At 74.6% G+C, this 12,388-nt stretch carries 9 protein-coding genes, 1 tRNA gene and 1 pseudogene; 4 read left to right on the forward strand and 7 right to left on the reverse strand.

Going from position 1 to position 12,388, the window contains the following annotated elements; translation table 11 throughout:
- Positions 1-77 precede the first annotated feature (77 nt).
- The 5 genes from GC157_01950 to GC157_01970 all read right to left on the reverse strand — a co-directional run bounded on the left by GC157_01950 (position 78) and on the right by GC157_01970 (position 6,672).
- Positions 78-1,016 carry a homoserine kinase gene (locus GC157_01950; protein ID MBI1376237.1) on the reverse strand — a complete coding sequence of 313 codons (939 nt, stop codon included), beginning with the start codon at positions 1,014-1,016 and terminating at the stop codon, positions 78-80.
- Positions 1,013-2,092, reverse strand: a complete 1,080-nt coding sequence (locus tag GC157_01955; GenBank protein ID MBI1376238.1) for a threonine synthase — start codon at positions 2,090-2,092, stop codon at positions 1,013-1,015. Before GC157_01955 ends, GC157_01950 begins: the two co-directional genes overlap by 4 nt.
- Positions 2,089-3,399, reverse strand: coding sequence for a homoserine dehydrogenase (locus tag GC157_01960; protein MBI1376239.1), 1,311 nt, complete (start codon positions 3,397-3,399; stop codon positions 2,089-2,091). Before GC157_01960 ends, GC157_01955 begins: the two co-directional genes overlap by 4 nt.
- A gap of 106 nt (positions 3,400-3,505) precedes the next feature.
- Positions 3,506-4,945 carry a diaminopimelate decarboxylase gene (lysA, locus tag GC157_01965; GenBank protein ID MBI1376240.1) on the reverse strand — a complete coding sequence of 480 codons (1,440 nt, stop codon included), beginning with the start codon at positions 4,943-4,945 and terminating at the stop codon, positions 3,506-3,508.
- 59 nt (positions 4,946-5,004) lie between these two features.
- Positions 5,005-6,672 (reverse strand): arginine--tRNA ligase, encoded by a 1,668-nt coding sequence (locus tag GC157_01970; GenBank protein MBI1376241.1) that lies wholly within the window; start codon positions 6,670-6,672, stop codon positions 5,005-5,007.
- A gap of 120 nt (positions 6,673-6,792) precedes the next feature.
- On the opposite strand from GC157_01970, the gene GC157_01975 reads away from it, so the two are divergent.
- From GC157_01975 to GC157_01985, 3 genes are all read left to right on the forward strand, one after another.
- A tRNA-Arg gene (locus tag GC157_01975) sits at positions 6,793-6,864 on the forward strand.
- A 261-nt stretch (positions 6,865-7,125) separates the two neighbouring features.
- The gene (locus GC157_01980; GenBank protein MBI1376242.1) at positions 7,126-7,878 is read left to right on the forward strand and encodes a methyltransferase domain-containing protein; all 753 of its coding nucleotides are present in this window, start codon (positions 7,126-7,128) and stop codon (positions 7,876-7,878) included.
- Positions 7,875-8,894 carry a glycosyltransferase gene (locus GC157_01985; GenBank protein ID MBI1376243.1) on the forward strand — a complete coding sequence of 340 codons (1,020 nt, stop codon included), beginning with the start codon at positions 7,875-7,877 and terminating at the stop codon, positions 8,892-8,894. The genes GC157_01980 and GC157_01985 overlap by 4 nt, the downstream gene beginning before the upstream one ends.
- A 993-nt stretch (positions 8,895-9,887) precedes the next feature.
- Here the strand turns inward: GC157_01985 and GC157_01990 are convergent.
- Positions 9,888-10,094 (reverse strand): annotated as a pseudogene (locus GC157_01990) (hypothetical protein).
- Positions 10,095-10,918: 824 nt separating this feature from the next.
- Between GC157_01990 and trmB the strand changes: the two are divergent.
- A complete protein-coding gene (gene trmB, locus GC157_01995; GenBank protein MBI1376244.1) occupies positions 10,919-11,575 on the forward strand; it encodes a tRNA (guanosine(46)-N7)-methyltransferase TrmB in 657 nt (218 codons plus the stop codon).
- A gap of 4 nt (positions 11,576-11,579) precedes the next feature.
- On the opposite strand, the gene GC157_02000 is transcribed toward trmB, so the two are convergent.
- Entirely contained in the window at positions 11,580-12,179 is a 600-nt protein-coding gene (locus GC157_02000) for a hypothetical protein (protein ID MBI1376245.1), read from the reverse strand.
- Positions 12,180-12,388 lie beyond the last annotated feature (209 nt).

The raw sequence follows: 12,388 nt of genomic DNA on the forward strand, positions 1-12,388 counted from the left end.
GCCGTTCGGACCGGGCGTGTCCACCGCTCGGCCCCCGGCCGGGCGACCACCGGCTGCCTGCCCGGGGAGGAGCCCCGTCAGGACTCCAGCGGCTCGATCCGGGCACCCGTGCGGTCGACCTCGAGCACGGACACGGCGAAGCGTGCACCGGCGATTCCCGAGACGCGCGAGGCGTTCTCGGCGTCGGTCAGCGCGATCACGGTCGGTCCGGCGCCGCTCACTGCAGCGGGGATGCCGGCGTCGCGCAGCTTGGCCACGAGGTCCCCCGTGCGCGGATAGGCAGGACGCCGGTACTGCTGGTGGATCCGGTCCTCGGTGGCGTCGAGCAGGAGGTCGGGGCGACTGGTGAGGGCCGTCAGCAGCAGGGCGGCCCGCGCGGCGTTGCGGGCGGCGTCGGCGTGCGGCACGGTCGCAGGCAGCAGGGCCCGGGCCTTCTTGGTCGCCACCGCGGTCGCGGGCACGCACACCACGGGCACGAGCGACGCCGCGGGCTCGGCCCGCAGCACCTCCACGGCCGGGCCGTCGTCGCTGCGGGCCCAGGCCACGACGACACCGCCGCGCAGGCACGCGGCCACGTTGTCCGGGTGGCCCTCGATCGCGACGGCGAGGTCGAGCAGGGCGGGATCAGGCAGCCTGTCGTCGCCCCCGACGACCAGCGCGCGGGCGAGCATGAGGCCGGAGACGATCGCGGCGGCCGACGAACCGAGCCCGCGCCCGTGGGGGATCCTGTTGGCGCACACGAGATCCAGCCCGCGGGGCCGTCCGCCCATGACGTCGAAGGCACGCAGCATCGACTTCGCCACCAGATGACGATGGTCGCGCGGGACGTCCTCGGCGCCCTCGCCGTGCACGTCGACGCGTACGCCCGGCTCGTCCGACACCTGGGCCACGACGTCGTCGTACAGGCCCAGCGCCAGCCCGAACGCGTCGAAGCCCGGGCCGAGGTTGGCCGAGGTGGCCGGGACCCGCACCCGGGTGGGGGCGGCGCGGAACATCGGGCGCGGGGCGGCGCTCATGCCAGGCCCAGCTCGACGGCGGCCAGGTGCGCGTCCACCGGGACGGCGGTGGGCTTGGGCGCACCGGCGATGGCCCACTCCGGGTCCTTGAGGCCGTGGCCGGTCACGGTGCAGACGACCGTCTGCCCGGGGTCGAGGCGTCCCGCCGCGTGCTGCTGGAGCAGCCCGGCCACCGACGCGGCCGACGCCGGCTCGACGAACACGCCCTCGCGGGCGGCCAGGAAGCGGTAGGCCGCCAGGATCTCCCGGTCGGTCACGGCCTCGATGACGCCGCCCGACTCGTCCCGGGCGGCCAGCGCCTGGTCCCACGACGCGGGGTTGCCGATGCGGATGGCCGTCGCGATGGTCGAGGGGTGGGTGACCGGTGCCCCGAGGACGATCGGCGCGGCACCCGCGGCCTGGAAGCCCCACTCGCGCGGTGTCCCGGCGCTCACGCCGTCGCGTGCGTACTCGGTGAAGCCCTTCCAGTACGCCGTGATGTTGCCGGCGTTGCCGACCGGCAGGCAGTGGATGTCCGGCGCCCGGCCGAGGAAGTCGACGATCTCGAACGCCGCCGTCTTCTGCCCCTCGATGCGGGCCGGGTTGACCGAGTTCACCAGCGAGACGGGGTAGTGCTCGGAGAGCTTGCGCGCCAGGGTGAGGCAGTCGTCGAAGTTGCCGTCGACCTGGAGCAGGCGGGCCCCGTGCACCAGCGCCTGCGCCAGCTTGCCGAGGGCGATCTTGCCCTGCGGCACGAGCACCGCGCACAGCATCCCGGCCTTGACGGCGTAGGCCGCGGCGCTGGCCGAGGTGTTGCCGGTGGACGCGCAGATGACCGCCTTCGCGCCGTCCTCGGCGGCCTTCGAGATGGCCATGGTCATGCCGCGGTCCTTGAACGACCCGGTGGGGTTCTGACCCTCGACCTTGATCCAGACGTCGCAGCCGGTGCGCTCGGAGAGCACGTCGGCGTGCACGAGCGGGGTGCCGCCCTCGCGCAGGGTCACGACCGGGGTGGCCTCGCTGACCGGCAGCCGGCTGCGGTACTCCTCGATCACGCCGCGCCACTGGTGCGCGCCCGCCGTCGTGCGACCGCTCATGACCCTTCCTCGCCCTCGACCCGCATGACGCCGACCACCCGGCGCACGGCGTCGGTGGAGCGCAGCCGCTCGATCGTGGCCGCGAGGTCGGCATCGCGCGCGGTGTGCGTGCGGACCACCAAGCCCGCGTCGTCGCCGTGCCCGTCCTGCCGGACGTTCTGGATGCTGACGCCGTTGTCCGCGAAGGCCTGGGCGACCGTCGCCAGCACGCCCGGGCGGTCGGCGACGTCGAGGTTGACGTAGTAGCGCGTCACGGCCTCCCCCACCGGGCGCACGTCGAGGTCCGCGTACGTGGACTCACCCGGCCCGCGCGAGCCGGACACCCGGTGGCGCGCTACGGCGACGACGTCGCCGAGCACCGCCGACGCGGTGGGCACACCTCCCGCGCCGCGGCCGTAGAACATGACCTGACCGGCAGCCTCCGCCTCGACGAAGACGGCGTTGAAGGCGCCGCGCACGCCGGCCAGCGGATGCGTCCGCGGGACCATCGCGGGGTGCACGCGCACCACGAGGCCCTTCTCGTCGTCGGCGAGCTCGGCCACCGCGAGCAGCTTGATGACGAAGCCCATCTCGCGGGCGGCAGCGACGTCGAGGGCCGAGACGCCCGAGATCCCCTCGCGATGGACGTCCTCGAGCCGGACCCGGGTGTGGAAGGCGAGCCCGGCCAGGATCGCGGCCTTGGCGGCGGCGTCGTAGCCCTCCACGTCGGCGGTGGGATCCGCCTCCGCGTAGCCGAGCTGCTGCGCCTCGGCCAGGACGTCGGCGTAGTCGGAGCCCTCCTCGTCCATCTTGGACAGGATGAAGTTGGTGGTGCCGTTGACGATGCCGAGGATGCGCCGCACCTTGTCGCCGGCCAGGCTCTCCCGCAGCGGGCGCAGCAGCGGGATCGCACCGGCGACCGACGCCTCGTAGTAGAGGTCGACGCCGGCGGCCTCGGCCGCGGCGTGCAGGGTGGCGCCGTCCTCCGCGAGCAGCGCCTTGTTGGCGGTGACCACCGACGAGCCGGCGGCCATCGCGGCCAGGATGAGCGAGCGCGCCGGCTCGATCCCCCCGAGCAGCTCGACGACGACGTCCGCGCCGCTGGTGGCGAGCGCCATCAGGTCGTCGGTGAGCAGGCCCGGGTCGATGCCGTCGCGCGCGCGGCTGGCGTCGCGGACGCCGACGCCGGTGATCCGCAGGGGGGCTCCGGCCCGTGCGGCGAGGTCGTCCGCGGACGCGCGCAGCAGGCGCGCCACCTGGCTGCCGACGGTGCCACCGCCGAGCAGCACGACGGTCAGCTCGCGGGGCGTGTGCTCCGCCGTGGTCATGCGGTCCCTCCCGGGGGCTCGATCGCGCGCCCTAGCGTGGCACGGCCCGCGGTGGCGCCGCGGCACGGGCCATCAGGTGGGACGCGCTCCCCCGCCCCGCCGCGCCTCACCCGCCGAGCCCGGCGTCGAGGGCCAGCAGGTCGTCGGGGGTCTCCCGGCGCAGGACCGTGCGCGCGACGCCGTCGCGCACCGAGACCACCGCGGGCCGCGGCACGTGGTTGTAGTTCGACGCCATCGCCCGGCAGTACGCGCCCGTGGCCGCGACCGCGAGCAGGTCGCCCGGGGCCAGGTCGCCGGGCAGCCAGCAGTCGCGGACGACGACGTCGCCGCTCTCGCAGTGCCGGCCCACCACGCGCGAGAGGACGGGCTCGGCCTCGGAGACGCGCGAGGCCAGGCGCACCGTGTACTCGGCGTCGTAGAGGGCGGTGCGGATGTTGTCGCTCATGCCGCCGTCGACGCTGACGTAGGTGCGCGCGTGACCGGAGCCGAGGTCGACCTGCTTGACCGTGCCCACCTCGTACAGCGTGACCATCGACGGGCCCACGATGGCGCGGCCCGGCTCCACCGCGAGCCGTGGCACGCGCAGGCCGTACGCCGCGCACTCGCGCACCACGATGCCGCGCAGGAGCTCGGCCATCTCCTCGGGCGGCAGGGGGTCCTCGTCGTCGAGGTAGGCGATGCCCATGCCCCCGCCGAGGTCGAGCTCGGCCACCTCCACCCCGTGCTCGTCGCGGATCGCCGCGGCCAGCCCCACCAGCCGGTGCGCCGAGACCTCGAAGCCCGCCGTGTCGAAGATCTGCGAGCCGATGTGGGAGTGCAGGCCCGCCAGCCGCAGGGACGGCAGTTTGAGGATGCGGCGCACCGCCTCCTGGGCGTCGCCGCCCGCGAGCGAGAGCCCGAACTTCTGGTCCTCGTGGGCGGTGGCGATGAACTCGTGCGTGTGCGCCTCGACGCCGACGGTGACGCGCACGAGCACGTCGGCCACCGTGTCCCGGCGGGACGCGGCGTCGGCCAGGCGCACGATCTCCTCGAACGAGTCGACGACGTAGCGGCCCACGCCGTGCTCGAGCGCCAGCTCGAGCTCGTCGACGGTCTTGTTGTTGCCGTGGAACGCGATGCGCGACGCGGGGAAGCCCGAGCGGACCGCGGTGACCAGCTCGCCGCCGGTGCACACGTCGAGCCCGAGGCCCTCCTCGTCGACCCACCGCGCCACCGCGGATGCCAGGAACGCCTTGCCGGCGTAGAAGACGTCGGCGGGCGCCTGCTCGTCGGCGAAGGCCGCGCGGAAGGCGGCGGCACGCGCCCGGAAGTCCTGCTCGTCGAGGACGAACAGCGGGGTGCCGTACTGCGCGGCCAGGTCGCGGACGTCGATCCCCGCGAGCGTGACCGACCGCCCCGTCAGCGCGGCGCCTGCCGCGCGGGTGGCCCCGGAGGGCCACACGTTCGGCGCGAGGGCGTGCAGGGACTCGGAGTCGGCCGGGGCCGGCGGGGCACCGGCGGGCGCCAGGATCTCGCCGTGGCGCGGGCCGGCGGGGTGGGCGCGCATGCGGCAAGGCTAGCGACGACGTGGTGCGCGACGAGGCGGCGTTCCGCCCCGCGCGCCCGCTACATGCGCTCGGGGGCGGAGACGCCGAGCAGGGCCAGGCCGTTCGCCAGCGTCTGCCGGGCGGCGGCGCACAGCCACAGCCGCGCGACGTTGATCGGCTCCGGCTCCGCGTCGGCCGCCGGGAGGACCCGGCAGACGTCGTAGAACTTGTGGTAGCCGTTGGCGAGCTCCTCGAGGTAGCGCGCCACCCGGTGCGGCTCGCGCAGCTCGGCCGCGGCGGTGACCACCCGCGGCAGCTCGCCGATCAGGCCGAGCAGCGCCGTCTCGCGCTCGGTCGTGAGCAGCGACAGGTCGGCCTCCGTGGCCCGCCAGTCGATGCCGAGCTCGGCGGCGTTGCGCAGCACCGAGGCGATGCGGGCGTGCGCGTACTGCACGTAGTAGACGGGGTTGTCGTTCGTCCGCGACACCAGCAGGTCGAGGTCGAGGACCAGGGGGCTGTCGACCGGGTAGCGGATCAGGGAGTACCGCGCGGCGTCGACGCCGACCTCCTCGACCAGGTCGTCGAGCGTGATGATGTTGCCGGCCCGCTTCGAGAGCCGGACCTCCTCGCCGCCGCGCATCATCTTCACGAGCTGCCCGATGAGCACCTCGATGTTCACGTCCGGGTCGTCACCCGCGCACGCCGCGACGGCGCGCAGCCGGTTGACGTAGCCGTGGTGGTCCGCGCCGAGGAGGTAGATGCACACGTCGAACCCGCGGCTGCGCTTGTCCACGTAGTACGCGGTGTCGCTGGCGAAGTAGGTGAGCTCGCCGTTGCTGCGCACCAGGACGCGGTCCTTGTCGTCGTCGAAGTCGGTGGTGCGCAGCCACACCGCGCCCTCGTCCTCGAAGACGTGGCCGTGCTCGCGGAGCACCGCGAGGCCCCGCTCCACGGCGCCGCTCGAGTGCAGGGTGCGCTCGGAGTACCAGACGTCGAAGTGCGTGTTGAACGCGTCGAGGGTGTCGCGCTGCTGCTGGAGCTGGAGCTCGTAGCCCGCCTCGCGGAAGGCCTCCCAGCGCCGGTCCTCCGGGAGGTCGAGGATGCCGGGGTCCTTCGCGACGACCTGCCGCGCGAGTTCGACGACGTACTCGCCCTGGTAGCCGTCCTCCGGCACCTCGAGGCCGAGCGCCCGGGCCTCGAGCGACTGCCCGAACCGGTCCATCTGGGCGCCCCGGTCGTTGATGTAGAACTCGCGCGTGACGACCGCCCCGGACGCCTCGAGCACCCGGGCGATGGCGTCGCCGACGGCCGCCCACCGGGTGTGCCCGAGGTGCAGCGGCCCGGTGGGGTTGGCGGAGATGAACTCGACGTCGACCCGCAGCCCGTCGTAGCGGTCGACCGTGCCGTAGGCCTCACCGGCCACGACCACCGACCGGGCCAGCTCGCCGAGGGTGGCGGCGTCGAGCGTGATGTTGAGGAACCCGGGACCGGCGACGTCGACCGTGGCGATCCCCCCGACGTCGCGCAGCCGCGTGGCGACGACGTCGGCCACCGCGCGCGGGCTGGTGCCGGCCGCCTTGGCCACCTGGAGCGCGATGTTGGTCGCGTAGTCGCCGTGCTCGGGGTTGCGCGGGCGCTCGACCGTGACCTCGTCCGGGACCTGCGCGGGCTCGAGGGCGAGGGCGCCGTCGGCGATCGCGGTCACGACGGCGTGACGGATCGCGGCGGCGAGCTGGTCGGGCGTCATGCGCAGGAGCCTATCGGCGCAGGTGGGGCCCGATCGCACGCGTTCCGCCGCGGGCGCCGGAGGACCCGCTCCGCGATTTCGGGCCGCGGCGGCGCCGCTGGTAAGGTCGGCCCACTCCTGGCCCCCGTAGCTCAGGGGATAGAGCAGTGGCCTCCGGAGCCATGCGCGCAGGTTCGAATCCTGCCGGGGGCACACGTCGCCCCCTCGGGACCACCGTCGCGGACACCCTCGCGCGGCCGGCGTCGACCCGTCTCCCACACCCTCCACACCCTCCACACCCCGCTCACACCGGCCTCGCAGCCCGCCGTCACGGATGCGGACACGGGCCCGGGCACAAGGTCCCGACGGCGCGAGACGCCCGTTCGCCGGGGCTATGCTCCTGTCGCTTTCCGGCGCAGCGTCGACGAGATCCGGCGGCGGGCCCGATCCGCACGAGGGGGACGACGCACCGTGGTGAACCCTGACCCGACGCCGCCGAGGGACAACTCCCAGGTGCTCGGCGACACCGAGCTGCAGACCGTGGCGCTCGAGGACAACGCCAACGCCGTCAACTACCACGCCTGGCTGTGCGACCTGGCCCTCCCCTACCTCGGCGACGACCCGCTCGAGCTCGGCAGCGGCCTCGGCGGCTACGTGCAGACCTGGCTCGACGCCGGCGTCCCCCGGGTCACGGCCACCGAGGCGGACCCCGCCCGGCTCCAGCACCTGCGCGACCGGTTCGACGGCGACTCCCGCGTCACCGTGCGCGAGATCGACCTCGAGGACCCGCCCGAGGGCAGCTGGTCGTCGTTCGTGTCGTTCAACGTGATGGAGCACATCCCGGACGACGTCGCCGCGCTGCGCGCGGCCGCCCGCATGGTGCGGCCAGGCGGCGCGGTGCTGTCCTACGTGCCGGCGTTCCCCTTCGCGATGAGCCGCTTCGACCGCGAGATCGGGCACGTGCGCCGCTACACGGTGGCGAGCGCGCGCGCCGCCTACCTGAAGGCGGGCCTCGACGTCGAGGTCGCGCGGTACGTCAACGCCCCCGGCCTGCTCGCCTGGTTCGTCGGGATGCGGCTGCTGCGCATGACCCCCAAGGACGGCCCGGTCCTCTCGGTCTGGGACGGCCAGGTCATCCCGCGAGTGCGCAGGCTGGAGACGCGCCGTCCCGCGCCGTTCGGGCAGTCCGTGCTCGTCGTCGGCCGGGTGCCCGGGACCTCGGCATGACCGCCGGCTCCCCCTGGTCCGGGGTCGCGGTCGTCGTGCCGTGCCGCAACGAGGCGGGCACGATCGGCCAGGTCGTCGCCGACTTCCTCGCCGCGCTGCCCGGCTGCACCGTCGTCGTGGCCGACAACGGCTCGACGGACGGCACCACCGAGGCGGCGCTCGCCGCCGGGGCGCGGGTGCTGCAGGAGCACCGTCCCGGCAAGGGGATGGCCGTGCGCCGGCTGCTCGCCGACGTGGACGCCGACTGCTACCTGCTCGTCGACGGCGACGCCACCTACGACGCGACCGCCGCGCCCGCGCTCGTGGAGCGGGTGCTCGTGCACGGCATGGACATGGTCAACGGCACGCGGCTCACCCCCGAGCACCAGCTCGAGGCGTACCGGCGCGGGCACCGCCTGGGCAACGACGTGCTCAGCTGGATCTTCCGGCGGCTCTTCGAGCTCCCGCTCACCGACACCCTCACCGGCTACCGCGCGTTCAGCCGCAGGTTCGTCAAGAGCTTCCCGGCCAGCTCGGAGGGCTTCGAGATCGAGGCCGAGCTCAACGCGCACGCCGCGCTGCTCGACGTGCGCGTCGACGAGGTGGAGACCACGTACGTCTCCCGCCCCGAGGGCTCCGTGAGCAAGCTCAACACGTACCGCGACGGCGTGCGCATCCTGCGGCGCAACCTGCGCCTGTTCCGCGACGCGCGCCCGCTGCTCAGCTTCAGCCTCCTGGCCTCGCCCTGGCTCCTCGCCACCGCGCTGCTGCTGGTGCTGCCGGTGTCGGACTACGTGGCCACCGGCCTGGTCGCCCACTTCCCCAGCCTCATCGCCGGGGTGGGCACCTTCCTCGTGGCCCTCAACCTGTGGGCCGCCGGGGTCGTGCTCGAGCGCACCTCGCGCAACCGCGTCGAGGTGGTGCGGCTGCGCTACCTGGCGCTGCCCGCCCCCGCCGGGCTGGTCGCGCGCGCCGACGTGCCCCCGCGAGCGGGCGGCGTCGAGGTGGCCGGCGCGGTCGGCGACCCCCGGCCATGAGCGCCGTGACCTCGGCCGCGCCCGCGCGGCGTCGCGCCCCCCGCCGGACCCCGGCCTGGCAGCCGCCGGCCGTGGCGCTCGGGCTGTGGGCGGCGCTCGCCGTCGTCGGGCTCGCATTGCGCCCCGCGCTGGCCGCCGGCGCGCTGCACCCCTCGCACCAGGCCCTGCCGCTCGCCGTCGGCGCGACGCTCGTGCTCGTCGGCGCCGGATGGCTGGCCGCACGTGGCCTGGGCGACCTCGGCAGCGGCGTCGTGCTGGGCCTCGGCGGCGGCTGGGTGTCGTTCACCGTGCTCACCGTGCTCGCCGGCACGCCGATCGGCATCGGCGGCCTGGTCAGCGACTGCGGCCGCACCGCCGCGGCGGCCGAGAGGTTCACCACCACGTGGACCAGCGCCGACCAGTTCCTGCAAGGGCTGCCGAGCCAGTACCCGCCGCTGTACTTCTGGCTGTGGGGCCGGGCCGCCGCGCTGACCGGCCAGCAGTCGTGGCAGGTGATGGCGCAGTACCAGGGCGTCGTGGTCGGGCTCGTGGTGGTGCTCACCGGCCTCGCGTGGCGGCTCACCTCGCGCAGCTGGCGCCGGGCGCTGGCCGCCGCGGCCATCGGCGCCGGCGTGTTCCTCACCGGCGACTCGGGCTCGATCTGCAAGACCCACGAGTCGGCGGCGTACCTCATCGGCGCGCCCCTGCTCTTCTGGGCCTCCTGCTCGGTGTCCGACGTCGTGCGCACCGGTCGCCTCGGCCTGCGACGGGCGGCCGTGTGGGGCGCCCTCGTGGGCGTGCTGCTCACCGTGTACCAGCTGCCCGTGCTGTTCGGCGTCCCGCCCCTGCTGGTGCTGTGGGCCGTGTGGGCCTACGCGCACCGCCACCTGCTTCCGGCCCTCGCCCACGTGGGCACCGCCGTCGCGGCCGCCTTCGTCACCAGCGCCTGGTACGTCGTCCCCTTCGCCGTGCACCTGGTCACCGATCGTCCCGGCCCCCGGCACCCGGACGGGCTCATGGTGGTGAGCACCCTGGAGCAGACGCCGGGGCCGCCGGCCGCGGTGTTCTCCGTCGCGGGGGTGGCCGCGACGCTCGGGCTCGTCCTCGTGCTGGCCCGCCTCGGCGACCGCAGGGCGCAGACGGCCGTGGCGCTGCTGCTGGGCACGGTCGTGCTCTCCGCCGCCGCCTACTGGAACGTCGTGCGCGGCGGCGAGACCTTCTACAGCTACCGCAGCGTGTTCTGGGTGCTCACGGTCCTGACCCCGCTCGTGGCCCTCCTCGCCCCGCCGCTGCGGGTCTGGCGCGACCTGCTCGCCCGCCAGACCTGGGCCGTCGGGACGACGTCGGCCACGGGACGGCGCTTCCGCGCGGCCGCGGCCCTGGCGGCGCTGCTGCTCGCCATGCCCGGGGCTTTCCTCTTCTGGGCCAAGGTGCACCCGCCGATCGTGCCGCTGCAGACCGCCGGCCTGGCCGCCGGCGACCCGGCGTGGAACTCGCCCGCCGCACTGGCCTACCGCACCCCGCTGGAGAGCTGCCAGCGTCCCGAGGCCACGCCCGCCGACTGGCCGATGCTCGAGTGCTACCCCGCCTCGACCGTGCAGCGCCTGGTCGACGACACCCTCGGCGCCGGCGCGCGGCCCATCGTGCTCGGCGTGGACCGCTCGTCGGTGTTCGCGCCGTACTTCCAGATCGTGCCGCAGAACGGCGGCGCCACGTTCCCCCTCGACCGCTACGACGAGCGCCTCGCCGTGGTGCGCGGCCTGGCGAGCATCCGCGACCCCGCGGCCTTCCGCGCCGCCACGGCCGGCACGCCGTTCGGCGCGGTGCAGGTGTTCATCCTGCGCACCGCCGAACGCGGCCAGCTGCGCTGGACCGCGCAGGCGTACCTGTCGAAGGAGGTCGTCACCTTCAGCCGGGTGCAGTTCCCGGACAGCCTCTGGGCGACGGCCACGGTGGGCAAGAACTTCGTGGCGGTGGCGCGCCCGGCACCTGGCGGCGGCTGAGCCGCTCCCTCCCCACCGAGGGCTCACTAGTCTCGTCGGGTCATGCAGCGCATCCGCACCTTCCACCCGCGGCGCGGCCGGATGAGCGTCGCGCAGACCGACGCGGTGCGCCGGCTGCTGCCCGTCCACGGCGTGCCCGACGGGCCGATCGATCCGGGCCGGCTCTTCGGCGGCCGGCCCGTGGCGCTCGAGATCGGCTTCGGGCTCGGTCACGCCACGGTGGAGATGGCCCGCGACGATGCCTCCGTGGGGATCCTCGCCGTCGACGTGCACACGCCCGGAGTCGCGCGGCTGCTGCTCGAGGTGGAGCGGCTCGGCCTGGACAACGTGCGGGTGATGGAGGACGACGCGGTCGACGTGCTGGCCGACCGGCTCGCGCCCGGGTGCCTGCACGAGATCCGGGTCTTCTTCCCCGACCCGTGGCCGAAGGCCCGCCACCACAAGCGCCGGCTGGTGCGCCCGGACCTCGTGGCGCTCATGGCCTCACGGCTCGAGCCCGGTGGGCTGCTGCGGCTGGCCACCGACTGGTCGCACTACGCCGAGGACATGCGCGGCGTGCTCGACGCCGAGCCGCTGCTGCGCGACGCTTTCCCGGGCGGTGGCGCCCGCCTCGACCGCCCGGAGACGAAGTTCGAGCGCACGGGCCGCAGCAAGGGCCACGAGGTGACCGACCTGGCGTACGTGCGCGTGGGGGTCTGAGCGGTCAGCCGCCCCAGGGCCGCCAGCCGTTGTGCCGCCAGACGTTGAGGGCCACAGCGTCCTGCTGCCAGCACTTGGCGCGGTTGGCGAACTTCGCGTACTTCCAGCCGCCGTAGGCGTGCCAGAGGTACTTGCTCATCTGCCACTTGCCCCGGTAGGCGCCGGACGGCGACACGGCCGTGCAGGTGAGCTTGGACTCGCGGTACGCGATGCCATAGCCGTGCACGGAGGTCTGGAACACCTTGAGCGTCATGCTCTTGCGCGCGGTCGGCGACGTCCGCATCCGGTAGGTGAGGGTGGGGTCCTTGACCGCGACCCAGGTCGCGGAGCCGACGACGCCGTTGGCCGGCTTGATCCCCTTCCACACCTGCACGCGCTTGACGGCGGCGTACGTCGCGGAGTCGTAGACGCCGGTCGCGCGGACGGCCAGGGTCCGCTGCAGCGAGGAGACGGCCGCGCCCTTGGCCCCCATGGAGAGGGTCGGGAGGGCTCCCGCCCTCGGGGCGGTGGAGATCGCGTCGGCCGGGGCGGCGACGACCAGCGTGGCCGTCGTCGCGGCGGCGACGCCGAGCACGAGCGCACGTACCTTCAGGGCACGGGACATGACGGGTTCCTCCGCCGCCTGCGGGGTGAGCTGTCGGGTTGGGCCGGAGGTCGGCCTGCCGCTCGCGCGGCTTCACCCCGAGGCCGGGTGCGCTGCACCCGACCGGTGGTGGGTCCCCCACTCCCGTCCAGGAGGTGTGCGGCCCGCGACCGTGGACGGGACTCGGCGGTCCGGTCGCGGGGCTCTGCTTCCCCACAGAGCGTCCCCGA

Source organism: Frankiales bacterium, assembly GCA_016125335.1.
GTDB lineage: Bacteria > Actinomycetota > Actinomycetes > S36-B12 > CAIYMF01 > Longivirga.

Bases quoted from the DNA above. Each gene is read 5' to 3' on its own strand.
- GC157_01950 (MBI1376237.1), bottom strand. From the start codon at position 1,016: ATGAGCGCCGCCCCGCGCCCGATGTTCCGCGCCGCCCCCACCCGGGTG.
- GC157_01955 (MBI1376238.1), bottom strand. From the start codon at position 2,092: ATGAGCGGTCGCACGACGGCGGGCGCGCACCAGTGGCGCGGCGTGATC.
- GC157_01960 (MBI1376239.1), bottom strand. From the start codon at position 3,399: ATGACCACGGCGGAGCACACGCCCCGCGAGCTGACCGTCGTGCTGCTC.
- lysA (MBI1376240.1), bottom strand. From the start codon at position 4,945: ATGCGCGCCCACCCCGCCGGCCCGCGCCACGGCGAGATCCTGGCGCCC.
- GC157_01970 (MBI1376241.1), bottom strand. From the start codon at position 6,672: ATGACGCCCGACCAGCTCGCCGCCGCGATCCGTCACGCCGTCGTGACC.
- GC157_01985 (MBI1376243.1), top strand. From the start codon at position 7,875: ATGACCGCCGGCTCCCCCTGGTCCGGGGTCGCGGTCGTCGTGCCGTGC.
- trmB (MBI1376244.1), top strand. From the start codon at position 10,919: ATGCAGCGCATCCGCACCTTCCACCCGCGGCGCGGCCGGATGAGCGTC.
- GC157_02000 (MBI1376245.1), bottom strand. From the start codon at position 12,179: ATGTCCCGTGCCCTGAAGGTACGTGCGCTCGTGCTCGGCGTCGCCGCC.